Origin of the sequence: Luteibacter flocculans (assembly GCF_023612255.1) — a bacterium.
In the GTDB taxonomy this organism is placed as follows: Bacteria; Pseudomonadota; Gammaproteobacteria; order Xanthomonadales; family Rhodanobacteraceae; genus Luteibacter; species Luteibacter flocculans.
The window spans coordinates 2,486,104-2,511,962 of sequence record NZ_CP063231.1 but is presented as its reverse complement, the minus strand read 5'-3'; the positions used below and the strand labels follow the sequence as shown (position 1 = coordinate 2,511,962).

The following is a 25,859-nucleotide window of genomic DNA, read 5'->3' as shown; positions in this document are numbered from 1 at the left end:
GGCCCTAGGGCTGCGCGCGCGGCACCACGGTGATCGTGATCTTCGACGGATGTGCCGCATCGTGATGCACGGCATTGTGTGCGATCACACCCTTGGCCTCATCGTAATTGTTGCCGCCGGTGTTGAGGTTACGGTCGAAGCGCGGGAAGTTGCTGCTCGACACCGCCACGCGCAGCTTGTGCCCGGGGAAGAAGAAATTGCTGGTGTCGATCGGCTGGAACGTCACCTTGTACACCTCGCCGTCCTTCATCCACACCGGCGGTTTGTCGTAGCCCTCGCGGTAACGCATGCGCTGGATGTTCTCCGTGAGGTTGAAGGCGCGCCCGTCGGGGTAGACGTCCATCACCTTGAAGGTGAAGTCGGTGTCCTTCGCATCGGACGACACATACAAGGTCACCGTGATCGGTCCGCTGACTTCGGTGCCCTGCGTGAAGGGCTCTGAGTCGTACACGAGGATGTCGTTGCGGGCGAGCTGCGTGTTCTGGTCGAACGAACCGAACTTCACCGCCGTGCCCTGGCAGCAACCGCCACCACCCAATGTCGTGACCGGATTGGCGGGGTCGTAGATGAAGCGATCCGGCTGGTCGGTGCCACCCGCGCTATCGACAAGCTTGCCGTCGCCGTAGAGTGTGTTGGCCTTGCCGCCGCTGGTGAAATACAGATCGCGGGTCTGTGCGCCCGCGGGGGGCCACGTCGGCGACTCGTGCCACTTGTTCTCGCCCATTACGTAGTACATGACCTTGGGCTGCTTATCGACCACCGGGCTGTCCACGCCCTTCAGGAACTTGTCGAACCAGCCGAATACGAGGCTGTCGTAGTCGAAGCGTGCATCGCCTACGTCGAGATCGCCGATCATCGTGTGCTCGGTGGCGCGGGTGAACGCGCAGTGCAGCACCGGGGCAATGATCGCGTACTGCTGGTCGGCCACCGCCTTGGGCGCGGTGGCGCGCACGTGGTTGTACGCCGCAAGGTTGGGCGACACCGAAACGTCGAACCAGCTCATGAACCACAGGCCGGGCTTGTCGATCTTCATGTCGTCGTGCCACAGCCCGCCCTTGTACCAGGCGGGGCTGTTCGGGGTGCGCGCAATCATGTTGCCGCCCGTGGGCACATCCATGGCATCGGCGAAGATGCCCTTCGGGCCGTCGGCGGCCTTCATGATGTCCTTCTCCGGCAACGTCCAGAAGGCCTTGTCCCAGTTCACTTCCGGCGGCTGCGAATCGAGGTCGAACATCTTGGACGCGCGGATCAGGTCGGCCTGCGACAGGTTCGCAGGGAACATCGGGCGAAGCTGGTTCTGTTCCTTGTAGAGCCACGCAATGAAGAGCATCTGCATCGCGCCGCCGCGGTACCAGTTGCCCTGCTCGTAGTACGGGCCCACACGCCCCACGCCGGCGCCGAACCCCTGCACGTTGAAGGTGGCGAGACCCGGCTCGTGCTGCGCCACCACGGCCATCTGCCATTCCGCCGTGGAAGAACAGCCCGTGGTGCCGACCTTGCCGCTCGACCAGGGCTGGGAGGTGATCCAGCGCACCGCGTCCACGCCATCCGACAACGGCGCGCCGAGAATGTCGTAGTTGCCCTCGGAGAAGTAATGGCCACGCTCGTTCATCTCGACGTACGCGTAGCCCCGCTTTACGGCGTCGAGTTCGCGGCTCATGTCACGCGGTGCGCCGAGCTTCACGTCCCAGAAGTTGAAGTTGTAGGGCGTACGCACGAAGATCGTGGGCACCTTGCCGCTGGCGTTCTTCGGGCGGTAGATGTCCGCCGCCATGCGTTTGCCGTCGCGCATCTTCACCATGACCTTGCGGTCGACGACCGCGATGTCGCTCAGCTGCTTCTCGAGGTCGTTCCGCTTCGCGATCGTGGCCTGCTGCTCGCGGGTCAGCGTGCTCTGTGCGGCCACCGGCGCAGCGACGAGCGCGAGGCAAAGGGACGACAGGCCGACCGACAGCGCGGTCCTGACAAGGTGAAGGGCAGGGCGCTTGGCTCGCATTGGGGAGGCCTGTTTTAAGGGACGGTTCATCGAGTCTTGCAAAAGCGTCACGTTAGGTAAATGCATGACTTCCGGCAGGGGGCGGCGCACGATGCGAGGTGCGTGGAGTTCGGCAGCGCCGTCGCGCCCGCTAAGATGATCCGTTATCCCGGGGGACGCATGGCTTCGACCGAACTGTTCAAATTCGTATTGCTGTTGCTCGTGGCGATCCTCGCGTTAGAGCTGATTGCGCGAAAGCTTCGCCTGCCGTCAGCCGCCGCGCTGCTCGCCGGAGGCGTTGGCATTGCCTTCCTGCCGGGCATTCCGGCCGTGAGTTTCGACCCCGAGCTGGTGCTGATGGTGTTCCTGCCGCCGCTGCTCATGGATGGCGCGTTCTACACCGTGTGGTCGGAGTTCCGAAAGTATCTCGGCGGCATCCTTTGGCTCGCGGTCGGCGCCGTGGTGTTCACGACGCTGGCGGTGGGCGTCACGGTCCATTGGGTGCTGCCGTCGCTGCCCTGGGCCGCGTGCTTCGCTCTCGGCGCGGTGGTCTCGCCGCCCGATGCCGTCGCGGCAAAGGCGGTGCTCGGCAAGGTACGCCTCCCTCGTCGACTGATGGTGCTGCTGGAAGGCGAGAGCCTGCTCAACGATGCCACCGGCCTGGTGCTGTTCCGCTTTGCGGTTGCGGCGGCGCTGACCGGCGCGTTCAGTGCGCAGGGCGCGTTGATGAGCTTTGCCGGACTGGCGCTCGGTGGCATCGCGGTTGGCCTGCTGGTGGGCGCGGCCTTGATCTTTGCCCTGCGGCACATCGATCACGTGTTCCTTGCCATCACCGCCGCGTGCCTGTCGCCGTGGGCGGCCTATATCGGCGGTGAAGCCGTGCACGTCTCCGGCGTCATGTCCGTGGTGACCTGCGGCATCATCTTCGGCTGGTATCAGCACGACGTGTTCTCCGCGAACGTCCGCGTGCGCAGCCTGGCGTTCTGGCAGGTGCTGATCTTCCTGCTGGAGGCGCTGGTCTTCATCCTGATCGGGTTCTCGCTGCGCGGCGTCATCGAGCGGCTTGGCGGATTGGAGCAGACGGTGGCGACCCTGGGTGTGCCCATTCTCGCCGTGGTGGCGGCGGTGGTCCTGTCGCGCTTCCTCTGGATCTACGCCACGGATTATCTCCGCGTGCCGCTCGCCAGGATGGTGGGCCGGCGTCCGTTGCCGGCCTCGGCGAAGGCGTCGTTCCTGTTGAGCTGGGCGGGCATGCGCGGCGTGGTGACACTGGCGATCGCGCTGTCGTTGCCGGAGTCGATGCCAGGCCGTGACCTGACACTGGCCGCGGCCTTTGCGGTGATCCTGGTGACCGTGCTGGTTCAGGGCGGCACCATGGGGCCGCTCATTCGCTGGTTGGGTCTGAATGGCGGCGAGCATACGGAGTCCACCCATCTCAACGAGGCCGAGGCGTCGCTGCTGATCGACCGTGCCCAGTTGGAAGTGGTCAAGGCGTATGCGTACGACACGGACGGTACGCTGATCCATCCGCGCCTGCTGGAGCAGTACACCTATCGCCTGTCGGTCAGCGAACGCTACAGCGCGGCACCGCAGGCGATGGAAGGCGGCCGACGCGCGCATTACGACGTGGTGCTCGCCGCCGTGGCGGCCGGCCGAGCAGAGCTGCTGCGCTTGCATCGGTCCGGTCGCATCCACGACGAGTTGCTGCACTACATCGAGCGCGATCTGGATCTGCAGCAGATCGAGGCCGAGAACGACCGCCAGGGACCGGCCTGACTTTGCGTGGCTTTTTCTTCACGCGCGAAAACGCCACCGCTCGTCCATGGCGACGGAGAAGATCGGTTGATGGGCGGGCGTGTCCTGGACCTCACATCCGCGACCTCGTCCGAGCAGCGGTCTCGGCTCACGCAGGGACGCGGGGGCGCGTCGATAACGTGTCGGAAGCGGGCGCAGCCCCTGTCGGATGGGCCGCGTTACGGGACGGCCTGGACGCATTGAGCAGGCTCGCAACGAAGCGCACGGCCTTGTTGAGTACGGTGCCGATGAAGGGGAGTCGGCTCACTGGCACGGAAATGACAGCCACTTCTTCGCGTACCAGGTGGATGCTCGGTTCGGCGTGTCCCCACGCGAGTTCGACCTCGTTCGGTGCATGCGATCGGCTGGGTACGTCGTCGTGGGTAATCCGCTGCGTCTCGCGGTAGAAGTGCAAGTGGACGAAGCCATCGTCCGTCGGACCGGTGACGGCGACGCCGGTCGCGACGGCCGAGGTGAAATGCGTGGGACGCACGTGCTGCACGATCTTCTTCGATGAGTTCGTCACGACGTTGCCTCGGGTTCTGGACACGAACGGGCAACGGTCGACGTCGATGCAGGCGGAACACCGCTGCACCGGCGCATCCTCGAACGACACGGCCCCTGGGCGGCGAGCATACGGGAAGTTCGATAGGCCGCGGCACGAGCCTCTGTGACGCAGTTCGGATTTCCAGCGTGCCGTCAGTCGCAAGCGCTCCGCACCCGAGTCCGATGTGGGAGCCCATGGTTCTGGCCCCACGACGGGCGACCGATGCCCGAATATGCCGTCTCGGACGATCGGTCGTTTGGACGGCTAAACGATTTCTGAATCGCAGGGCTTGAAATCTGTTTTCGGCTTCATAAATTAGGCACGCCGGCCGCTTCGGGGCCGGCCCGCCGCTCGCCTGTGGGGCGGCCTGGAGACCATTCCGTATTGCTACGAAAGAGGATATGGCTATGCGAACCCTTCTTGATTTTGCTCCGCTGCATCGTTCGAGTGTCGGCTTCGACCGCGTGTTCGACCTGCTTGAGGCTGCTTCGCGCAATCAGGCCTCGGACAACTACCCGCCGTTCGATTCGATCAAGTTGGACGAGGACCGCTACCGGGTGACCATGGCGGTCGCCGGCTTCCGCGAAAGCGATCTCAACATCACCACGCAGGGCAACCTGCTGTTGGTGAGCGGCGAGCGCAAGGGTGAGCCCGAGGGCGAATACCTGCATCGCGGCATCGCTACGCGTTCGTTCCAGCGCCGCTTCGAACTGGCCGAGCACGTCCACGTGACCGGTGCGCGCCTGGCTGATGGCTTGCTCTCCATCGACCTCAAGCGCGAAGTGCCGGATGCCATGCGGCCACGCCAGATTCCGATCGGATCGGCCGGCACCCTGGAACACAACGGCTCGGTGCGCCAGATCACGGACCAGCAAGCGGCTGCTTGATCGGCCTGCTCTGGTGGGCTTGGAGCTTGAATGGCAATGCTCGGAAGGGGCGCGGAAACGCGCCCCTTCTTGCTGTGCTCTCGGTCAATCGAGACGGACTTTTACGGCGAAGGTGGAGTAGATTCAGCCGGGTTTCGAGTCGCGACGTCCACGCCGGATCGGGTGGGAGGCAGGGCGGGCGGCCATACCCTGGCGTCATCACCGTAACACCGTCATGAGGGAGATGGGCATGAAGCGAGTCACTGGCATCGGCGGCATTTTTTTTCAGGCGGAAGATCCTGCCGCGCTGCGCAACTGGTACAAGACGCACCTCGGCATCGATGTGCAGACCTGGGGCGGCGCGGCCTTTCGATGGACGAACGATGCGGGTGAACCGGTCGGTGGCACGACGGCCTGGTCGATCGGAGCACGCGGCGACCACTTCGCGCCGAGCAAGTCCGCTTTCATGATCAATTACCGCGTGGACGACCTCGATGCCTTGCTGCGCGCGCTGCGCGACGAAGGCTGCGACGTACTGGACAAGACCGACGACTCCGAATTCGGCAAGTTCGGCTGGGTCATGGACCCCGAGGGCAACAAGGTGGAGCTGTGGGAACCGCCGGCAGGCGGTTGAGCCGTACCCCTGGCAATACCGCCGAGCGCCTGCGCTCGGCGGTCGTGGTTCACGCCGCGAAACCGCCGTCGATCATGAGGCTCGCGCCGGTGATGTTGCCGGCTTCCGGTCCCGCCAGATACGCCACGAAGCTGGCGACTTCCTCGGGATGACCGTAGCGGCCGATGGCGAGGTACGGAATCATGCCTGCCGCCATCGGTCCGTTCGCGGGATTCATGTCCGTGTCCACCGGGCCCGGCTGGACGACGTTGACGGTGATCCCCGCCGGGCCGAGATCGCGCGCCAGGCCCTGGGTCAGGCCCTGCAAAGCGGACTTGCTCATCGCGTAGACGGCGCCACCGGAGAACGGCATGCGCTCGGCGTTGGTGCTGCCGATGTGGATGATGCGCCCGCCCTTGCCCATGACGCGCGCGGCGGCGCGGCTGGCGATCACGGCGGCGCGGATGTTCACCGCGATCGTGCGATCGATGTCTTCCGTGGTGAATTCCGTAATCGGTGCGATGGCGAGTACGCCGGCACTGTTGACCAGAATGTCGAGGCTGCCGAAGGTCTCGACCGTCTTGGCGATCGCCGCTTCGACTGCCGCATCGTCTGCACTGTCGGCCTGGATGGCGAGCGCGCGACCGCCGGCCTTGGTGATGTCCGCCACGATGGCATCGGCAGCCGAGGCGCCCTGTACGTAGGTGAGGGCAACGGCGGCGCCACCCGCCGCGAGCCGGCGGGCAATCGCAGCACCGATGCCGCGTGAGCCGCCGAGTACCAGCGCGCTCTTGCCCTGGATCGAGTTGAGGTCGTTCATGAGGATCTCCTGTGGATGGATAAGCTTGCCCAGCCAATGTAGGCCGCCGTGTCCTCAGCCGGTAGCGCCTTCGCGGTAGTTACATTCGATCCAACCGGTTTAGAGTGTGTGCCCATGGATACGCTCAACGGTATCGCTTGCTTCATCCGCAGCGCGGAGTCGGGGAGCTTTGCTTCCGCGGCGCGTGTGCTCGGTCTCACCCCGGCCGCGGTCGGCAAAAATGTGGCTCGGCTCGAGACGGAGCTGGGCGTCCGCCTGTTCCAGCGAACCACCCGGCGGCTGTCGCTCACCGAGGCAGGTGAAGCCTTTCTGCGGGACGTGCAGGGCAGTATCGATCAACTCGACGGTGCGATGGCCAGTGCACGGGCACGTACCGGCGGGCCGGCGGGCGTATTGCGTGTGGCCTTGCCTTACGCCTTCGGGCGCGAGTTCATCGTGCCGATGCTCGACAGCTTCCTGCAGGCGTTTCCCGCGGTAAGGCCGGACTGGCGATTCGACAACCGACCGGTCGACCTCATCGCCGACGGATTCGATGTCGCCATCGGCGGCGGTTTCGACCTCAAGCCGGGCGTGGTCGCTCGGGCATTGGCGCCAGCGCAGCGCATCCTGATCGCGTCGCCCGACTTCCTCGGTCGTGGGCCGCCGATCGTCACGCCGGACGACCTGGCTGGCCGGGAAGGCATTCTTATCCGTTCGCCGCAGACGGGCCGGATCAGGGACTGGGTGCTCACACGGAGGGAGGGCGGTGAAGTCGCCATTGCGCTCGACCGGCGCGTCGTCTTCGACGATCCCGACGCGGCGTGCCACGCCGCCGCGCTCGGCATGGGCGTGGCGCTCGTTGCGGTGCAGTCGGCGTTGCCGTGGTTCGAGCGTGCGGCGGTCGTACGCGTGCTACCCGAGTGGTGGGTCGAGGGCGGGAACCTGTCGCTGTATTACCCTGCGCAGCATCTGCTGCCACAGAAAACCCGGGTGTTCATCGATCACATCGTGGAGAGCTTCCGAATAAAGGATTTGCCCACGCGTTTTTCCGCACGGCATCCCGCCGTGTGTTGAGTATGCGATGCCGGCGCGTGCATATCTCTCGCAGGAATTTCACGGTGGTCCACTGATGGTAGGCGTCCCAGCCGCTGCCAGGACACATCGATGGATGCCATCAAACTTCTCAAGACCGACCACAAGCTCGTCAAGGAACTTCTGACGCAACTGGAAGAGACCAGCGAGCGCGCCACGAAGAAGCGTGCCACGCTGCTTCACGAGATTCAGGTCAACCTGAAAGCGCACACGACGATCGAAGAAGAAATCTTCTACCCGGCCTTCAAGGCCGCCGGCCGCAAGGACGAAGCAAAGATGTACTTCGAAGCCCTCGAAGAACATCGCGCTGCCGAAGACCTCGTCCTGCCCGATCTGCTGAATACCGACCCTGGCAGCGTGGAGTTTTCCGGCCGGGCCAAGGTGCTCAAGGAACTGATCGAGCACCACGCAGATGAGGAAGAAAAAGAGATGTTCAAGGACGCCAAGGAGCTTCTATCCAAGGAAGAACTCGCCGAACTCGGTGCACAGATGGAAGCTCGCAAGGCTGAGGTTATTGCATCGTTCGCCTGAGACCTTGCATGGCACGCGTGGCTATCCGGTATCGCGCGGGCGATGCCGGATAGCGACGGAACCCTCGCGCAATCCTTCACGACGGGCGTGGGCGAAGCAACCGATGCACGCCCATCCCCGCGATCATGGCGACCACGAACACCAGGGTAGGCCAGGGGACGATGACGAGATCGGCGAGTGCAGGGCCAGGGCACAGACCGACCAGACCCCAGCCCATACCGAAGAGCGCGGCGCCCGACAGCAACGCGGTATCGATGCGACGCGATGTCGGAACGTGAAATTGTTGGTCGAACACGGGGCGGGACCGGCGACGGCGAATCTGCCACGCCAAGGTCGAAGGGATCAGCGCCGATATCATCACCAAGGCGAGCGAGGGATCCCATGCCCCGGCAACGTCGAGAAAGGCTTGCACGCGCTGGGGATTGACCATGTCCGAAAGCGCCAGGCCAACGCCGAACAAAAGCCCCGCCAACATGCTGACGAATCGCGTCATGACGCATACCCCAGGATGTGACGCACGACGTAGACCGTGATGGCGGCCGAGCACATGAAGACACCTGTCGCCGCTATCGAACGTGGCGACAATCGTGCAAGGCCACAGACGCCGTGGCCGCTGGTGCAACCGGAGCCGAGTCGTGTGCCGTAGCCCACCAACAAGCCGCCAACGATAAGGACTGCCATGTTCGCGGTGGGTTCGACGGCAGGTCGGTGCAGCATCAGGTACGTCAGTCCAGCCCCGGCCATCGATGCGACGAGAAACAGACGGGTAGCCGTTCGATCGTGCCCGTCGGCCCAGCCGAGCGACGCGGCCGTCATGCCTGACACCCCGAGTATCCGGCCATTGAAAAGCAGGAGCATGCCGGCAGCGGTGCCGATGCAGAGGCCGCCGAGTACGGGCCAGTACCAAGGCAGATGGGCGAGTGTTGCGATCATCACAGCAGATCCAGCGGAAGCTTGAGATAGCGCACGCCATTGCCTTCCGGTTCCGGCAGGTTGCCTGCGCGCATGTTCACTTGAACGGACGGAAGCAGCAGGCGCGGCATCGGCAGGGTGGCGTCCCTGGCTTCGCGCATGCGTACGAAGGTGTCTGCATCGATGCCTTCACGTACGTGCACGTTGCCGGTGCGCTCGGCGAGGATGGTGGTTTCCCACGCATAATCGTCGCGCCCCGGCGCCTTGTAGTCGTGACACAGAAAGACGCGCGTGGCGTCCGGTAGCGACATCAACCGCTTAATCGAGCGATACAGCGTGCGTGCATCGCCGCCCGGAAAATCGCAGCGCGCGCTCCCGTAGTCCGGCATGAACAGCGTGTCGCCGACGAACACGGTGTCACCGATGACATAGGCCATGCACGCCGGTGTGTGTCCCGGTACGTGCAGAGCCACCGCCTGCAGCCCGCCGATGGAAAACGTTTCGCCGTCGATGAACAGGTGATCGAATTGCCGTCCGTCGCGGGCAAAGCGATCGTCCTCGTTGAAGATGTCGCCGAAGGTCCGTTGTACGGCGGTGATTTGCGCCCCGATGGCGAGCGTTCCACCCAAGTGCTGGCGTAACCAGGGCGCCGCGGTCAGGTGGTCGGCGTGTGCGTGGGTCTCCAGGATCCAGGTGACCTTGAGCTGGCGCTCCTTGATCGCCGCCACGATCTGTTCCGCCGTGCGTGTGTCGGTGCGCCCGCTGGGCGCATCGAAATCGAGGACGCTGTCCACGATGGCGCAGGCATCGCTCGTTGGATCCTGCACAAGATGGCTGACCGTAAACGTGGCCGGGTCGAAGAATGAGGTGACGATGGGTGCCAAGGCCGGGGTGTCCATGGCGCCTTGCGAGGTGCGAATGGCGCGTTGAAGGGGGGCGTCGCCTGCGTAGGGCGTCATGACAAGTCACCGGGTTGGGATGGGATATATATTTACATGATTTATGTATGTATGTAACTATGCCTTTCAGCCGGTATGGCTGCTGCTCAGATTTCGTTGATGGAGAGCCCTTTGAACGCCGCTTTTCAAGCTCCGCGCCCGCTACGCCTCAACGAGCACGCACCCGATTTCCGCGCCCGGACCACGCAGGGCGACGTGTCGCTTTCGGATTACCGCGGGCGCTGGTTGGTGTTGTTTTCCCACCCGGCCGACTTCACCCCGGTGTGCACGAGCGAGTTCATGGCCTTCGCGCAGGCCGCCGCCGAGTTCGAGGCGTTGGATTGCGCATTGCTGGCGCTGTCCATCGACGGCCTTTACTCGCATCTCGCCTGGATTCGCGACATCAAGGAGCGGTGGGGCGTGGCCATCGACTTTCCCATCATCGAAGATCCTTCGATGGCCATCGCGCAGGGCTACGGCATGCTCGCTCCGGATGCCACCGATAGCGCGACGGCGCGCATCACCTATGTGATCGATCCGGAAGGCGTCATTCGCGCGATGAACTGGTACCCGATGGAGGTGGGGCGATCCGTGCCTGAGCTGCTCCGCCTGGTGGCAGCGCTACAGACCAGCGACCGGCATGCCGTTGCGACGCCGGAAGGCTGGCGCCCGGGATCGCCCGTTCTCGAACGTGTGGAAACGGACGCATCGAAGGCGTCTGCGATCCAGCCTCGCGATGGCGAGTCATGGTATTTCCGGTGGCGACCGTGTCCTTGAGCACCGACGCCACGCTGGAAGCGATGAAGGCCGCCGTACCCGACGTGGCAGAGTTGCTGCGTCTGTTGAGCGCACCTACGCGTCTGCTGCTGCTTTGCCATATCGCGCAGGGCGAATGTGCGGTAGGCGACATCGAGCGAGATCTCGGCATCCGTCAGCCGGGCCTTTCCCAGCAACTCGGTGAACTGCGCCAGGCGAAGCTTGTGACGACGCGGCGCCAGTCGCGGTCCATCTACTATTCGATTGCCGATGAGCGCGTGCGCATGCTGCTGGGCGCATTGCATGCCATCTTCTGTGGCGAAGGGCTGCCGATGCTGGCCCCATCGCCCGCCTTGCCTGCTACGCGACAGGGTGGGGCAGCGCGCTTCGCGCGCATGTTGCCTTAGCGGCCGCGCGGAACGTAGACGCTACGATTTCCCTTTGCGGGAACGCTCCGTCGAATTGTGCTCGCCGCTATAGCGGCTTCTACAAGAGGCGTGCCCCGTCGTGCGGAAAGCGCGCTTCGTTGTAGGAGCCGCTACAGCGGCGAGAGGCAACCCTCACTCCCTTGCCCGCGGATAGGCTCAGAGCTTGAAGCCGCTGACCACGGACTCGAGCGTGCGGGTCTGGTCTTCCAGTGCCTTGGCTGCGGCGGCCGCTTCTTCCACCAGTGCGGCGTTCTGCTGCGTCATGTCGTCGAGCTGCGTTACCACACCGTTGACCTGCTCGATGCCCTGGCTCTGCTCGTGGCTGGCGGCCATGATCTCTTCCATGAAGGTGGCGACGTGCGCGACGCTGCCCGTCAGCTCGCCGATGCGCTCACCCGCCACGCGGACGAGTTCTGAGCCGCGCTCCACATCGTCCACCGATTCGGCGATCAGTGCCTTGATGTCGCGCGCCGCCTTGGCGGAACTCTGAGCCAGGCTGCGCACTTCGCCCGCCACCACCGCAAAACCACGCCCCTGCTCACCGGCACGAGCCGCTTCCACCGCGGCGTTGAGTGCCAGCAGGTTGGTCTGGAAGGCGATGCCGTCGATGACACCGACGATGTCGGCAATGCGCGCCGACGACTTCGTGATGGCATCCATCGTGGTGACCACCTCCGCGACCGTGCCGCTGCCACCATGCGCCGCCGCTGCCGCTTCGCGGGCCAGCGTGTTGGCCTGGCGCGCATTCTCCGCATTCTGGCGAACCGTGGCGGTCAGTTCTTCCATCGACGCGGCGGTCTCTTCGAGCGAACTGGCCTGTTCTTCCGTGCGCTGCGAAAGATCGAGGTTGCCGCTGGCGATCTGCGTAGCGGCTGAGGAAATAGCCGAGGAGCTGTCGCGCACCTGTCGCATCATGCCCTGCAGGCGTGCCACGAAGCTGTTGAAGCTTTCCACCACGCCGTTGTATTCGCTGCCGTTGCCGTGGGCGAGACGACGGGTAAGGTCTGCATCGCCCGAATTCAGGTCATCGATGTTGGCCTTGAGCGTGGCGAGCTGGCGCATCAGGGCGCGTATACCCAGCACCAGGGCAGCAAGCAGCAGCAAGGCGAGCGGCACCTGCACGGACGCCAGCTTGGTGAGAATGCGCGAGCTGTTCTCGGTGAGCAGGCGAGTGGGCAGGCTGGTGGCAAGCACCCACGGCGTGCCGGCGATCGGCTTCAGGAAGAGCGTGTGTGCTTCGCCGTCGGCATCGTAGTCATGCTCGATCTGTCGGGCTTTCGCCAGGCCGGGCAGGGCGTCCTTCACCTGGGCGATCATCGTCGAGCTTCCGGCGAGGTCGGCGAGCTTCTTGAGAACGATATCGTCCTTGATGTACGTGCTGTTGCTGACGATGGTGCCGTTCGGCTCGACAATCAGGATCTGGCCCTGAACCTTCTTTTCCATGTCGGCGACAAGACGGTTGAAGAAGCCGAGAGTGACGTCGATGGTCGAGACGCCAAAGATCTCGTCGCCCTTGTAGATGGCCATGGCGCAGTTCGTGCGCGGCTGGGCGCTGGCATCGTCCTTGTATGCATTGGCCCACAGGCAATGCCCGCGCGGTGCGGTCAGGCCGTTCTTGTACCAGCTCTGTTCCCAGTACTTCAGCGCGTCCGGCTGGTTCCAGTGCGTGTTGACGGCCAGCTTGCCGCTGGCGTCGCGCGCGAAGAAGGTGCTGTCGCGTTCCTTGGTTGCTTCGCGCTTGAACGGCAGGGGCCAGATGCCGCCGCCAAACACGTCGGCGTCGCCATACTGATCGACCAGTCCGGGCTGGAGGCGATCGATGGACGCGCTGTCCATCAGGGCCACCGTTTGCGTGATGCTGCGCTGCTGCGCTTCCACCTGGTGCAGCTTGTTGGTAATGACGCTACCGATCTCGTCCACGTTCCATTCGACCAGCTTGGCCTCGGTCGCGCGGAGGTCCGGGCTGACGAACAGGCGGATGACGACGAGAGTCAGTGCCACCAGGACAAGAAAATAGGCAGCGACCGCCACCGTGTAGCGCGCCTGGGTCGACTTGAAAAGATTCACGCGGAGAGACCGTAGGGATATGGGAGTCCAATTAACGGCCCGGCCGGGCGGTTCTTTAGGGCTAAATTGTCAGTCTTTACAAACCTTTGCGTCTCGGTAGGGGTGAGACAAACCTAAGTAAACGCTTACGTCGTTGGGATTGGTCACGATACGGCGACTGCGGCGCCGAGGTCGTGAACGGCTGAGAGCGTGCCCGGCATGCCGATGTCAGGCGCATTCTGGGTTTCCCCCTCCTCTGCCAGACGTCGTAGCAGCGAGGCGACGTCGAGCAGCAACAGCGTCGTCTCCCCGGGTATCTCGGCGACTTCATGCATGTCCTGCCGCAGTTCGTCATTCAAATGAAGAGCGATCAGGGCCGGGACCAACAGCTTGTTGGACGGTTCGATGCTGGTGATGCTACGCACGGCGTCGACGACCAGGCCGTATTTGTGCCCTGCATGTTCCACGACGAGGATGCGGGTGTCTTCCGTCTCGACGAATGGCTCCATGCCGTACACGTGGCGCAGGTCGATCACGGTGATCAGCGCGTGGCCGGTGTTGAGCACCCCGCACACGTACGGCGAAGATCCGGGCGGGCTGACGAGGGGATCGTGTGCACCGATGACCTCGCAGACCTGGTCGAGTCGCACCGCCATGGGGCGATCGAGATCGAAGGTCAGCCAGGTTTCCCGTTGAGTCTTGCGGCGGGCGTCACTGGAGCGTTCCTCCTCGTCGGTCACGAGGTACAGGTCATGGTGGCCCTTCGCGAGGTGCGCCATGTAGGGGTTGGCAAAGAGCGCGCTGGTGCTGATCAGGATCAGGTCGCCTTCGCCGGTGTCGCGTCGGCTGATGACGTTGGCGAACAAGCCGATCTGTCCGCGTGTCGGTGGCATGGGCAGCAGCTGCGCCTCTGTGTGCGCCACGATGCTGTCGATGTCGTCGACGAGCAGACCAAGGTAGAAACCCTTGTCACGAAGCACGACGATGCGGCGCATGTCCTCAACGTCGGATGCGTCGGGTGAAGCCAAAGACGAGGCTTCGAGCCCCAGGAAGCTGGACACATCCAGCACCGGCACCGGCCGGTCGCGCAGGTTGAACCAGCCGCGGCAGACGGAATCGGCCAGCACCGAATGTTCCAGCTCCGGGACTCGTACGATTTCATGGATGGCATCCATGGCTAGCGCCATGTGACGACCGGTCACATGGAACGAAATGACCTTGCTGACCTTGCGCAAGGCGCTGCGTTGGCGCGCCTGCAGAGCGAGCAGGGCGCTGTTGGCCTGCGGAACGCCGGGGAGGCGAACGAGTGCTTCCGCAGACAGCACTTGGATGATGCGCTGGTCGAAGTGAAAGGCCCCGGCGATCAGGGCGCTGGCGTTCGCGCCGCTATCGAAGCGCACGATCTGGCTGCTGGCGAGGCGGAGCATCTCACCGGTATGGTCGAAGGTTACGCCGAGCAGGCTCTGGTCGGCTTTGATGATAGCGACGCGACGATTCGCCTGGTCGCCAACGGCAGGCTGACCAAGGAACCGGGCCAGGTCCATGACCGGAATCATCATGTCACGGAGCAGGAACAGACCGAGGACATAGTCCGGTGCGAGAGGGATCTGCGTCATGCCTGAGGGGAAGCTCACCACTTCCTGCAGGACGTCGATCGGCAAGGCCAGTTCGAACTCGCCCAGATGGAAGGTGCCGAACAGTTGCACGTTGGCCTGGGCGCCGGGGGCGATATCTAGCGAAGGCATTTCCACGGTGAATTCCTCTAAATGACGCGTTCGAAACTGCGGACAACGAAGCGTTGCGTATCGCAGTGGATGCTCAGCTGCCTGCCGACGTGACCGCCGGTTTCCGTGTGAATCACGCGAATGCCCGCTTCGGCCAACAGACGTTGTGCTGTCAGGGCGTTGCTTTCGCCGATGCCGCCGTGAAGGATGGGCCGCGTGTGCGGCATCATGAAGGCACCGCCTGCGACCACGGCGTCCAGTTCCGAGTAGTGATCCGCCGTGGCACCGATCGATGCCAGCAACGAGGGGATCGCATCGGTGACGTACTTTGCGGAGAGTTGCGTCGAGGGGACGGCGGATTCAGGAAGCAGGCAGTGGGCGAGCGCACATACGCCACGCTGTGGCCAAAGAATGCCGATGCCCACGCATGAGCCCAAGGTGCTGCGCAGGATCTGCGCGCCCTTGCCCGATCGCACCTCACACATACCCACGTAGACATCCAACGTGCTCATCATGCTGTCTTCGTATTTCGATAGATCAGCGGCTGCTCGTACGTGAAGCCGCTGCGGATGCGGTGCAGCGACTCCGACTCCCCGATGATCAGGGTGGACTCAGGTGCCATCGCGCGCCTTACGCGCTCCACGACCGCCTCTTGGCCCGGTTCATCGAAGTAGATCAACACATTGCGCAGAAGGACGAGATCGAAGCGCGTCGGTTCGGTCAGATCCTGATAAAGGTTATGGGGGCGAAACGTCAGGTGTGCCTTCAGTGCAGGGCGAGCGGTATATCCGTCGCCCTCGGGCACGAAGTAACGCTCGACCATCTCAGGGCGACTCGCCTGCAGCCCCTTGGCGTTCCGGCCTGCGTAGCTCCCTGCGGCGGCGACGTCGAGCACCGCTCGCGAGATATCCGTGGCGAGAATGCGGTAGCTGAAGTCCGGGTGCTTCTGGCGAAACTCGTTGGCGAGCATCGCCAACGAGTAGCCCTCTTCGCCCGTGGACGCGGCCGCCGACCAGATCTGCATCGTGGCGCCAGAATGCGCCGCGTGCCATCGAGGAAAAAAATGTTCCTCGAGGTACTGCCAGATACGCGGAGTACGAAAGAACGACGTCTCGTTGGTCGTGACCAGATCGATGAAACAGCCGACTTCGTGCTTCGACCTGCCCAAGAGGGCCAGGTAGGCTTCGTAGCCCGAGAGCTGAAGCTCCTGAAGGCGCCGACGAAGCCTCCCGTGCAGCATCGTCCACTTCCGCTCGGCCATCACGATGCCGGTGTGCAGGCGTACCTGCGCGAACAGCGCCTCGCGAATGGAGGGATCGACGGCGGCTTCCCGATCGAACATGGCGGGTCAGGTCGCGAAGTCGTTGACGGTGGTGTTCAGTTCCACGGCGCCTTCCATCAGCGAGCCGCAGGCGCGAGCGATGCTGTCGCAGGTGGAGGCTGTCTTTTCGGTCTCCTCGGCAATGTGCTGCACGGCGCTGGCGACCTCGCGCGCGGCAACGGCTTGCTCTTCGGCACCGCACGAAATCTCCGACATCGCCTGCGTGGTGCTGACGACGCCGAACAGGATCTTGTCGAACGCCTCGGAGGCTTCCTTGGCGATCAGGCTACCCTGGGATGCGCGCTTTGCGGACTCGTTGATCAGCTTCGAGATTTCCTTGGAGGCCTGCGACGACCGCTCGGCAAGCTTGCGTACCTCATCGGCGACGACGGAGAAGCCGAGGCCATGTTCGCCGGCACGTGCCGCTTCGATCGCTGCGTTGAAGGCGAGGAGGTTGGTCTGGCTGGCGATCTCGCCGATGACCTTACTGATGTCACCGATGTCTTCCGACGACTTGTTGATCAGCTCCATCGCTTCGATGGACTTGCCAAGCGCCTTCGCGCCGCGCTCGGCTTCCTGCTGGGTGTCCTTGGCCAGCCGATCGGCGTTCTGCGAATTGCTGGCGATCGAACTGATGGATGCCGTCAGCTCCTCGATGGTGGCGTTCATCTCCTCCACGGTCGCGCCGAGCAGCTGCGCACCGGCGGCCATCTCATTGGACTGCTGGGCGATCTGGGTGGAGGCGGTGGAGAAGTCCGCGGCGCGGCGCTTCACCAGTTCTTCCAGTTCGCCCTGGAAGGTAATGTCCGCAGCAAACTTGACGATCTTCCGCAGACGCCCATTGCCGTCGTAGATCGGGTTGTAGCTCGCCTGCAGCCAGACCCGGCGACCGCCCTTGGCGACACGGCGATAACGGCCGCGATCGAATTCACCGCGACGCAGCCGTTCCCAGAACTCGGCGTACTCGGCGCTGGCGGTATAGGCGTCGTCGCAGAGCTTGCGGTGATGCTGGCCGACCAGCTCGTCGAGCGAGTAGCCGACTACCGCGAGGAAGTTCGCGTTGGCGGAAATGACATGGCCGCTGGGATCGAATTCGATTACGGCCTGCGACTTGTCGAGCGCCGTCATCTTCCCATCCAGCTCGGCGGTCTTATCGATCAGGGTGCTGATATCGGTCGCGAACTTGACGATCTTGTAAGGCTTGCCATCGCGGTCGAACACCGGGTTATACGAGGCGCTGAGCCAAACCTCGCGGCCGTCCGCGGCGATGCGCTTGAATTCGCCGACCTCCGGATGTCCCGCGCCAAGCCGCTCCCAGAGTTGTTGGTATTCGTCCGCGGCGACGAAGGCCGGCTCGCAGAACATGCGGTGATGCTGTCCGATCACCTGGTCGGCCGTGTAGCCGAGCGTATTAAGAAAGTTTTGGTTCGCCGCAAGAATGTTCCCCTGCAGGTCGAATTCGATAATGGCCTGAACGCGGTGCAATGCATCGCTCGTGGCCTTGAGGTCATTCACTTCTTGAGCGGCATTTGCACTTGCATTGCTGGCCATTTTCTTTCCCCGTCGCGTTTCGTTAGTGCCTACGGAGTTATCGCCGCAAAAACGGCAAACTTTAGGGCTATCTCGCTGATGAAAAAGGAGAAAGCCAAAGATAAGGTAAGTGAAGACGGTAGGCCGCGAACGGGAGTACTTGGGACTTAAATCTTCGGCGAACGCCAGGGAAAAAAGCTATTGGAGCGAGGCAATGATTTAATGCTTTGACAGTAATTGCATGGCGACGCATTCACGGCCTGGATCACATCGCTACGTCATTTCGGTGGGCTACCCGGACGGTGCGGACGATAAAGTGCGTTTTTCTTTTAATTGCTGAACGGATCCCAGCGTTTCAGCGGCGCGAGACGGCGTCTCCCGCCGTCGGCGACCTCTGTGGCTACTGGCGGCTTGAGCCGTACCGACCTGTCAATCGCGTCACTCGCATCGCTGTGCTTTCGCTGTGCCACATGTTGCTTGCTCAATCTGTAATCGCGTCGACGCCGCTGCAGCGACTTCGCTTCAAATCCTCGCTCACGATGCTCTGCGCATGGGAGCCATCGCTGGGCCGAATGTCATGCCTGCATCGACCACAACCTCACCGAATCGGTGAGGTTGTGAGATGTAGTGTGCGTGACAACCACACTTCAGTTCGGTGAATGTCGCCGCTTCAGGGGACAACATTGGGGTGGGTAAAAGATGGGGACGAAGACGACGTGTGTCGCCAGCCATAACGAGCGGACGCGTGCCGCCATGTGGCGTGCAAAAGTATTGAGTGCAGCCATTTGTGCCGGCCTGGGCTACAGCATGTCAGGCCATGCGCAAACGGTCTGCAGTGACAGCCAAGGTGCCGCCGCAGGCACGGCAGTGGCGGCGGACGGCACGGCTTGCGGACATAACGCCTCTGCTATTGGCGACGGAAGCACTGCCTTCGGTGATTCCGCTCTCGCGAATGGCGACCACGCCGCAGCATTCGGCGGTGGTGCGATCGCCAACGGCTTGAACGCCACCGCTCTTGGCGTCAACGCACTCACCAACAGTGATGGTGCGATGGCGGTGGGTGCTTCGGCAGTCGCAACGGCCGCGAGCGCCTTGTCGCTGGGCACGGCGGCACAGGCCCTAGCAGCCAACGCCGTGGCGCTGGGTGCCGGTTCGGTAGCCGATCGGAGCAATACCGTATCGGTCGGTGCCAGCGGCGCCGAGCGTCAGATCACCAACGTCGCGGCCGGCACGTTTGCCACCGACGCGGTCAACCTCGCACAACTGACTGATGCGACCCACACGTCAAGCACATTCTTGAGCGTGGGCGATGCCAATGGCGACGGCGCACCCGCCGTGACCGATGGCGATGGTGCGGTCGCGCTAGGTCGGGCCGCGTGGGCATCCGGTTCGGAATCGGCGGCGTTCGGTGCCGCAGCGCTTTCGCAAGGAAACGGCGCAACGAGTCTCGGTAGCGAGGCTGTCGCTGCCGGCAACCTCACACTCGCGGGTGGCTACGGCGCCTCTGCGACTGATGTGAACGCGGTAGCGCTCGGCGGCAACGCCAGTGCCAGCGGCGTTGCGTCCCTGGCGATCGGCGGACGAAACGAGACGGCAGACGGCACCGCCATCTTCACCGGTACATCGAACACGCAGGCATCGGGTGTGGCGTCCATGGCAGTCGGCGCGGGTGCCCGGGCCACCGGCATTTATGCTGGCGCGGTGGGCGCCGGCTCGTACGCGAGCGATCGCTCCGCCGTCGCGGTGGGCGGTGTGGTGGATGTGCTGTACGACGAGTTGGGCGAGGGATTCGATGGCGTGAATCTGCAGGCGACGGAGGCCACGGCGCGTCTTGCCAGCGCCTTCGGATCGGGCGCCCAAGCGACGGAGTACGCATCCACGGCCGTAGGCACGATGGCTTCCGCCTCCGGCATTCGTTCGATTGCCATGGGTTACAAGACGACTGCCACCGGCTACGACGCAACGGCCGTTGGCGATCGCGCTGCAGCCACTGACGATTGGGCTACCGCACTCGGTGCAGGCAATACGGTCAGTGTGATGCGAGGCACGGCGGTCGGCACTTTCAATTCGGTCTATGCAGACAGCGGCGTCGCACTGGGTTACGGCAATCTGGTGGCGGGGGCTTACGCGACCGCGATCGGCTATGGCACCGGGGCTCAAGCAGACGACAGCGTCGCCATCGGCCATCAGGCCTTCGTCTGGCATTCGGGTCTTCCCGTGGATGACCAGCCAGCGGTCCCATTCTCCAATGACGTAGCCATCGGCTCGAATTCGGAAGTCTTCGGCAGCAACTCCGTTGCTTTGGGGCAGGGTGCCAAGGTGGGCAACAGCATCTTCTCGTCGGGCGATCCGAAGATCGTCAACAACAGCGTCGCCTTGGGCGCAGGTTCCATCGCGGATCGCGACAACACCGTCTCGGTCGGCAGCAGTGGCGGGGAGCGTCAAATCACGAACGTGGCGGCGGGCGATCACGACACCGACGCCGTGAATCTTGCGCAGTTGCGTGCAGTAGCAGGAAACGTGGGCGACCTCGCCAACGGCGCCGTGACCTACGACGACAGCACGAAGGCAAAGGTAATCCTGGGCGGAGCGTCGGGCACCGTGATCGACAACGTCGCGGACGGGTCCCTGGTTTCGACAAGCCGTCAGGCGATCAACGGCGGCCAGTTCAATCAGGGCCTGTCCACCCTGGCAAACATCATCGGTGGCGGCACGATCGTCGATCTCACAGGTCACCTGGGTGGCTTCAAGGTGTCGGTGCTCGGCCAGGATTACACCTCGATTGCCGGTGCGATTGGCGCGCTCGACACAGCAGTGAATTCGCTCTCGCACGGTGTCGCGCCTTCCGTGGCAGGAGGCATAGCCGTGGGGCAGGGAGCCGCTGCAGTCGCCACGTCGTCGGTATCGGTGGGTGACGCGTCGCGCGCTGGCGGACAGATGGCGACGGCGGTCGGCTCTCATTCGCTGGCGTTCGGCCCTGGCGATACCGCAGTGGGTGGCGGAGCGAATGTGGGTGCGGATCAGAGCACCGCGGTTGGCGCCAACGCCACCATCGCGGCTTCAGCACAGAACTCGGTTGCCGTCGGCGCTTCGTCTTCCGTGCAAAGCGCTTCGGGTACGGCGTTGGGCCAAGGGGCAGCAGTGACCGCAACCGGCGCCGTGGCGCTCGGTGCGGGCTCGGTCGCAGACCAGGCCAACACGGTATCGGTCGGCAATGCCACCACGCAGCGTCGCATCACGAATGTGGCGGCGGGCCAGGCGCCCACGGATGCGGTCAACCGTCAGCAGATGGATGCGGCCACGACGCAGGCTGTGCAAACGGCGCAGTCGTACGCCGATGCTGGTGATGCGAAGACGTTGTCCAGCGCCAACGGCTACACCGATACACGCGTGGCCAACGCGGTGAGTCGGACCGACTTCAATGCCTTTGAAAATCGGGTTGAGCAGCGCTTCGGTGCGTTGGATACCCGTGTGGCCCGCGTGGGCGCGATGGGTTCGGCGATGAGCGGTATGGCGGGTGCAATTGCGGCCGCCGAAGGCACGGATAACAGGGTGAGCGCCGCAGCGGGTGGTTATCGAGGTGAGGGCGCGTTGGCCGTGGGTTATGCGCATCGGCTTCCGGGGCGCGGCGCCATCATCGTCGGTGGTGCATTGGCAGGTGGCGGCGAAAGCAGCGGCACCGTGGGCGTCAGCTTCGGCTGGTGACGGGCCTGATACGCATCGCTTGCACAACATCAATTCCAAAGGGGCTAGACATGAAGTACCCAGCTAACAAGATGTGGATCGTCGGCGCGCTGCTGGCTTGCGCAGCGCCTTGCGCGCTGGCGCAGAGCATCGACGCAAAAGTTGCCAGCATGGCGCTGTCCTCCGGGCAGCGCATCGATGGCTTCATCGTGCATTACAAACCGGGCATGGCGCCGAATGGAGCTGCCGCGGCGCAGGACATCTATGCGGCGAGTTCATCGCTCATGCGTTCGTCGACGGCCATGTCCGCCATTCAGACCAATGCGCTGCGCACCGCGGGTTTCTCGTTCAAGCGGAAGACATCGGTGGGCGGTTATGTCGTGCGTGCCAGCAAGGCATTGGATGGCCCGTCTGCGATGGCACTGATGCGCGAAGCGGCGGCCAATCCGGCGGTGGAGTCCATTGAGCCGGATGTGCGGCTTTATCCGTTCCGCGATTACCGTCTGGAAGACGTATCGACGGGTACGCCCAACGACCCGAATTTTTCCTACCAATGGCATTTCCGCGCGGGCGACGGCACGCCGGAGACGATCGGCCGTGACACCCAGGCCTTCGCGAACAAGGGCGGCTCGAACGCCGCCAAGGCATGGAGCCTGTCGCAGGGTGAGGGCGTCGTGGTGGCGGTGATCGACACCGGCGCCACGTCTCACCCCGACCTCGACACCTCGCTGACGGACCAGAGCTACGACTTCATTTCCGACGCGCTCGTGTCCGGGCGTGCGACGGACGGTCGAGCGAAAGGCGCCTGGGATTTAGGTGATTGGACCACCGACAGCAAATACCTGGCCAGCAACGGAGGCTGCGTCGACAACGTGGCGATCCTGCCCGAACCCAGCTCATGGCATGGCACCCATGTGATGGGCAATATCGCCGAGCTGACGGACAACGGCGTGGGCATGGCCGGCGTGGCCGGCAAGGCAAAGGTGTTGCCTATTCGCGCACTGGGTCACTGTGGCGGCGCGACCTCCGATATCGCGGACGCCATCGTCTGGGCGGCGGGTGGCCACGTCGACGGGTTGGATGACAATGCGTTCCCTGCGCAGGTCATCAACATGAGCCTGGGTGGCGAGGGAGCGTGCAGCGCGTCCACCGACCTCGGAAAAGCCATCAATACAGCGATGAGCCTCGGCGCCACGGTGATCGTGGCCGCGGGTAACAGCGCTCAGGATGCGAGCACCACCAGCCCGGCCAACTGCCCTGGTGTGGTCACCGTCGCGTCGAACGGCATCACCGGCAAGCCCGCCTTTTACTCCAACTACGGCGCCAACGTGTCGTTGTCGGCGCCCGGTGGCGGCGTGTATCCGAACGATGCCTCGACGGGTACGCCCGTAGCGGCGGGCTTTGCCTGGTCGGCCATCAATGCAGGTACGACTGTTCCGGAGGGGCCGACGTACGGTTCCATGGCCGGAACCTCGCAGGCCACGCCCGAGGTGGCCGGTGCAGCGGCGCTCATGATCGCGGCGCGCAAGAAAGCCGGTCTGCCCGTGCTCACGCCGAATCTGGTCAAGGACTATCTGACCTCGACGACCCGTGGCTTCCCGCAGTCGAACGGGCAGTCCTACGGGATCGGCATTCTCGATACCTTTGCCGCAGTCACCAAGGCACTCGATCCCAACAGCAGCCCGGCGCAGAGTGCCATTCCGCTGGTCAATGGCGTCGTGGTACGCAGGGACGTGGGGTATAACGCCAGCGAGATCGTCTACAAGTTCGTCGTACCCGCCAAAACACGCGTGGCGACTTTCCGGACCATGGGGGGGAGCGGGGATGTCTCCCTGGTCGTCGGCAAGGACACGGTTCCCGTCACGACTACCGGACCTTACAGTTCAGCACACGTGGGGAACAACGAGTCGGTGACGATTTCCGCGCCCGCCGCAGGAACTTACTACATGCGGGTTACGGGTATCGGTCCTACGACGTCGTTCTCGGTCATGGCCATGTCGGTGCAGTAAGGCCAGCGGCCCGTCGGTGCCAGGCTCCGACGGGCCGTTCTCTCTGGCTGGCAAGGCGCTGAGCACAGACCGGCACGACTCGCATAATCGGCAAATCCGCGCTACGGTAGGCCCCGTGTGCAGGGGACGTGGTGGGGGTGACCAGTGTTGGCGCGAGTTGCCTTGGTCGAGGACGACGACGATCTGCGCAAGGAGATTCTCGGGCCCGGCTTGGCGTGCTACGGCTTCGAGGTAACCACGTGCGCGACAGCCGAAGAGTTTCATCTCAAACGAGCCAGCCAGGCATTCGACCTGATGGTTGTCGATATCAATCTGCCCGACGATAGCGGTCTGCGCATCATCCAAGGGCTGCGCAGCGAAGGCTCTCAGGCGGGAATCATCGCGTTAAGCGCCATGCCGATCGAGTCCGCTGGCCTCTCGGCGTATCAGTTGGGCACCGATCTTTATCTGATGAAGCCCGTCACTGTCGGCTTGCTGGCCTCGGCATTGCACGCCGTGCTCCGTCGAAGCTGGACACCTCGCGCAGCATCAGCCGGTCCAGCGGCGATGGCGGCTCCGGCGACGGACGGCTGGTATGTCTCCGGTCCCATGGGAGAAGTGCTTGCCTTGACTCAAGCGGAACGCATCGTCGTTCAGCGGCTGCGGCAAGGGCAGGGCAACCCCGTTGACCGGGAGTTACTGATCGAATCACTCACTACCGACGTGGAGGATTTCGATCCGCATCGGATCGAGGTTCTCATCCACCGCCTTCGTCGAAAGCTGATCCGTAGCGAGCGTCCTCACCTGGAGATCGTCACGGTCCGCGGCGCCGGATACGTCCTGGTGGAGTCGTGATGCGGCGCTTCTCAGGTGGTTCGTCAGGCGCGCTGCAAGGCCAGTTCGAATTGCGCGCCGTTGCCTGCATTCGCACAGAGGGCCAGGCGTGCGTGCATCGATTCAGCCATTTGCCGTGCACTGAATAATCCGAGTCCCGTGCCTTTGCCTTGCTGCTTCGTGGTCCAGAACGGCTGAAATGCGTGCTTGGCTTTGTCGGTGTCCATACCGGGGCCTGTATCCGAAATGGTCACGACCACGGCATCGTCCCGTTCTTGTGCGCGCAATGAAAGCGTACCGCGGCCTTCCATGGCGTCGCGCGCATTGGCGGCGAGATTCAGGAGAATCAGCGCCAGTTGGGGCTCGTCGAAAAGGACCGGTGGCACGTTCTCCATATCCACCTCGACATTGATCTGTTTCCCGACCGTGACCTTCAGGAGCGGCGCGATTTCCACCATGGCCGCGTCGAGGTTGATCGGATAAGGCTCTCGCGCTTCGTTGCGCATCATGTCCATCACCTGGCGATTCAGCCGAAGCGCCTTTTCCACGGCACGCTCGATGCCATCCAAGGCTCGGGTCAGTGGCGTATCCATGGTCACGACGGACTCCCACGCGAGGTTTGCGTAACCTTCGATGGCATTGAGTAGATTGCCGAAATCATGGGAAATGGCGGCCGATACCGATACGGCAGCATCGTGTGCCGCAGTGCGGTTCAAGCGCTGCTGCAAGTCCATGGTGTGATTCATTTGGTCGGCAAGTTGCCGGTGCAACTCTTCGGATTCCGCTCGCCGAAGGTCGGCCGCTTCCATCGCGTTATGCAGCACCACGATCGTCCGATCGACCAGGCAAGCGGCGAGAGGCACCTGGAACAACTGCTTGCATAGGGCGACGATATAGGTCGGCTCGCGTATCGACTCGAGCCCATCGAACAAGAACTGATTGACCACCGAGCCCAGCACCGCGGCGACGATCATGCCCGTCACCCACCAAAGGGCGCGCCGCCCCATCGTATACGCGGCGATGATCATGATCAGCAGAGGCAGGAGTGCGCTCGGCAGATCGCGCATGTCGTTCGATACGTAATGCCACGCCAGATAGAAGATAAGCCCCGCCAACAGAGCACGACAGGCGTAGCCGAAGTTGCGCGGCAGAAAGACCAGCGCCGCGATGCATGCGATGCCAAGCCCGACGTCTCGAACAAGGTGGGTGAAGGCGAACGGGGGATCGACAGTGATGTTGTAGTGGAAGCTGTAGGTGCCCAGGCAAACGTTGATGATGAGGACCAGCCAGGTGACCGTTCGTACCAGGGCGAGCTGATGGCGAATCAGACCGGATGGGGGCTGGTTCGACGGTGCGGTGGTGGCGAGAGGCGGAGTCATTGTGACCTCGGGGCTTCAGAGAGGCGGTGCCTGGTAGGTACTACAGCTTTCCTCTCATCATAAGCATCTTTCGGAGCGGTATTGAGTCGCGGCTCGAATGGA

The 25,859-nt window shown here is 63.5% G+C and carries 22 protein-coding genes; 10 read left to right on the top strand and 12 right to left on the bottom strand.

Annotation, left to right across the window (positions count from 1 at the left end; translation table 11 throughout):
* Positions 1 to 4: 4 nt before the first annotated feature.
* Positions 5 to 1,996 (bottom strand): CocE/NonD family hydrolase, encoded by a 1,992-nt coding sequence (locus IM816_RS10655; RefSeq protein ID WP_250338063.1) that lies wholly within the window; start codon positions 1,994 to 1,996, stop codon positions 5 to 7.
* 159 nt (positions 1,997 to 2,155) lie between these two features.
* Between IM816_RS10655 and IM816_RS10650 the strand changes: the two genes are divergently transcribed.
* Positions 2,156 to 3,751 (top strand): Na+/H+ antiporter, encoded by a 1,596-nt coding sequence (locus IM816_RS10650; RefSeq protein ID WP_250338062.1) that lies wholly within the window; start codon positions 2,156 to 2,158, stop codon positions 3,749 to 3,751.
* Between the two features lie 127 nt (positions 3,752 to 3,878).
* On the opposite strand, the gene IM816_RS10645 is transcribed toward IM816_RS10650, so the two are convergent.
* A complete protein-coding gene (locus tag IM816_RS10645) occupies positions 3,879 to 4,295 on the bottom strand; it encodes a hypothetical protein (RefSeq protein ID WP_250338061.1) in 417 nt (138 codons plus the stop codon).
* Between the two features lie 428 nt (positions 4,296 to 4,723).
* Here IM816_RS10645 and IM816_RS10640 point away from each other — a divergent pair, with 428 nt between their 5' ends.
* The gene (locus IM816_RS10640; RefSeq protein WP_250338060.1) at positions 4,724 to 5,203 is read left to right on the top strand and encodes an Hsp20 family protein; all 480 of its coding nucleotides are present in this window, start codon (positions 4,724 to 4,726) and stop codon (positions 5,201 to 5,203) included.
* 229 nt (positions 5,204 to 5,432) lie between these two features.
* Positions 5,433 to 5,816, top strand: a complete 384-nt coding sequence (locus tag IM816_RS10635) for a VOC family protein (RefSeq protein ID WP_250338059.1) — start codon at positions 5,433 to 5,435, stop codon at positions 5,814 to 5,816.
* 49 nt (positions 5,817 to 5,865) lie between these two features.
* Here IM816_RS10635 and IM816_RS10630 read toward each other — a convergent pair whose 3' ends face one another.
* On the bottom strand, positions 5,866 to 6,615 hold the full coding sequence (locus IM816_RS10630) for an SDR family oxidoreductase (protein ID WP_250338058.1): 750 nt from the start codon (positions 6,613 to 6,615) through the stop codon (positions 5,866 to 5,868).
* 114 nt (positions 6,616 to 6,729) lie between these two features.
* Between IM816_RS10630 and IM816_RS10625 the strand changes: the two genes are divergently transcribed.
* Together IM816_RS10625 and IM816_RS10620 are read left to right on the top strand one after the other, a co-directional pair.
* Positions 6,730 to 7,668, top strand: a complete 939-nt coding sequence (locus tag IM816_RS10625) for a LysR family transcriptional regulator (RefSeq protein WP_250338057.1) — start codon at positions 6,730 to 6,732, stop codon at positions 7,666 to 7,668.
* 90 nt (positions 7,669 to 7,758) lie between these two features.
* A complete protein-coding gene (locus tag IM816_RS10620; RefSeq protein ID WP_250338056.1) occupies positions 7,759 to 8,217 on the top strand; it encodes a PA2171 family ribosome-binding persister protein in 459 nt (152 codons plus the stop codon).
* A 76-nt stretch (positions 8,218 to 8,293) separates the two neighbouring features.
* Here IM816_RS10620 and IM816_RS10615 read toward each other — a convergent pair whose 3' ends face one another.
* Genes IM816_RS10615 through IM816_RS10605 form a run of 3 tightly spaced genes read right to left on the bottom strand, consistent with a single transcriptional unit; the run spans position 8,294 to position 10,028 of the window.
* Positions 8,294 to 8,710 carry a YeeE/YedE family protein gene (locus tag IM816_RS10615; RefSeq protein ID WP_250338055.1) on the bottom strand — a complete coding sequence of 139 codons (417 nt, stop codon included), beginning with the start codon at positions 8,708 to 8,710 and terminating at the stop codon, positions 8,294 to 8,296.
* On the bottom strand, positions 8,707 to 9,150 hold the full coding sequence (locus IM816_RS10610) for a YeeE/YedE family protein (protein ID WP_250338054.1): 444 nt from the start codon (positions 9,148 to 9,150) through the stop codon (positions 8,707 to 8,709). The genes IM816_RS10615 and IM816_RS10610 overlap by 4 nt, the downstream gene beginning before the upstream one ends.
* Positions 9,150 to 10,028, bottom strand: coding sequence for an MBL fold metallo-hydrolase (locus tag IM816_RS10605; RefSeq protein ID WP_250340742.1), 879 nt, complete (start codon positions 10,026 to 10,028; stop codon positions 9,150 to 9,152). Before IM816_RS10605 ends, IM816_RS10610 begins: the two co-directional genes overlap by 1 nt.
* Positions 10,029 to 10,199: 171 nt before the next feature.
* Here IM816_RS10605 and IM816_RS10600 point away from each other — a divergent pair, with 171 nt between their 5' ends.
* Together IM816_RS10600 and IM816_RS10595 are read left to right on the top strand one after the other, a co-directional pair.
* Positions 10,200 to 10,844, top strand: coding sequence for a peroxiredoxin (locus IM816_RS10600; protein ID WP_250338053.1), 645 nt, complete (start codon positions 10,200 to 10,202; stop codon positions 10,842 to 10,844).
* A 23-nt stretch (positions 10,845 to 10,867) separates the two neighbouring features.
* On the top strand, positions 10,868 to 11,230 hold the full coding sequence (locus IM816_RS10595) for an ArsR/SmtB family transcription factor (protein ID WP_250340741.1): 363 nt from the start codon (positions 10,868 to 10,870) through the stop codon (positions 11,228 to 11,230).
* A 177-nt stretch (positions 11,231 to 11,407) separates the two neighbouring features.
* Here IM816_RS10595 and IM816_RS18755 read toward each other — a convergent pair whose 3' ends face one another.
* From IM816_RS18755 to IM816_RS10565, 5 genes are all read right to left on the bottom strand, one after another.
* Positions 11,408 to 13,318 carry a methyl-accepting chemotaxis protein gene (locus IM816_RS18755; protein WP_305884047.1) on the bottom strand — a complete coding sequence of 637 codons (1,911 nt, stop codon included), beginning with the start codon at positions 13,316 to 13,318 and terminating at the stop codon, positions 11,408 to 11,410.
* A gap of 143 nt (positions 13,319 to 13,461) precedes the next feature.
* Entirely contained in the window at positions 13,462 to 15,042 is a 1,581-nt protein-coding gene (locus tag IM816_RS10580) for a chemotaxis protein CheW (protein WP_250340740.1), read from the bottom strand.
* Between the two features lie 17 nt (positions 15,043 to 15,059).
* Positions 15,060 to 15,536 (bottom strand): chemotaxis protein CheD, encoded by a 477-nt coding sequence (locus tag IM816_RS10575; RefSeq protein WP_250338052.1) that lies wholly within the window; start codon positions 15,534 to 15,536, stop codon positions 15,060 to 15,062.
* Complete coding sequence (locus IM816_RS10570) at positions 15,533 to 16,363, bottom strand: CheR family methyltransferase (RefSeq protein WP_250338051.1); 831 nt, start codon at positions 16,361 to 16,363, stop codon at positions 15,533 to 15,535. Before IM816_RS10570 ends, IM816_RS10575 begins: the two co-directional genes overlap by 4 nt.
* A gap of 6 nt (positions 16,364 to 16,369) precedes the next feature.
* Complete coding sequence (locus tag IM816_RS10565; RefSeq protein ID WP_250338050.1) at positions 16,370 to 17,893, bottom strand: methyl-accepting chemotaxis protein; 1,524 nt, start codon at positions 17,891 to 17,893, stop codon at positions 16,370 to 16,372.
* Between the two features lie 732 nt (positions 17,894 to 18,625).
* Here IM816_RS10565 and IM816_RS10560 point away from each other — a divergent pair.
* The 3 genes from IM816_RS10560 to IM816_RS10550 all read left to right on the top strand — a co-directional run bounded on the left by IM816_RS10560 (position 18,626) and on the right by IM816_RS10550 (position 24,399).
* Entirely contained in the window at positions 18,626 to 21,577 is a 2,952-nt protein-coding gene (locus IM816_RS10560; RefSeq protein ID WP_250338049.1) for a YadA-like family protein, read from the top strand.
* Between the two features lie 50 nt (positions 21,578 to 21,627).
* Entirely contained in the window at positions 21,628 to 23,565 is a 1,938-nt protein-coding gene (locus IM816_RS10555; protein WP_250338048.1) for a S8 family serine peptidase, read from the top strand.
* A gap of 162 nt (positions 23,566 to 23,727) precedes the next feature.
* Positions 23,728 to 24,399 carry a response regulator transcription factor gene (locus tag IM816_RS10550; protein WP_250338047.1) on the top strand — a complete coding sequence of 224 codons (672 nt, stop codon included), beginning with the start codon at positions 23,728 to 23,730 and terminating at the stop codon, positions 24,397 to 24,399.
* Between the two features lie 23 nt (positions 24,400 to 24,422).
* Here the strand turns inward: IM816_RS10550 and IM816_RS10545 are convergent, their stop codons facing one another.
* Positions 24,423 to 25,757 (bottom strand): sensor histidine kinase, encoded by a 1,335-nt coding sequence (locus IM816_RS10545; RefSeq protein WP_250338046.1) that lies wholly within the window; start codon positions 25,755 to 25,757, stop codon positions 24,423 to 24,425.
* Between the last annotated feature and the right edge of the window lie 102 nt (positions 25,758 to 25,859).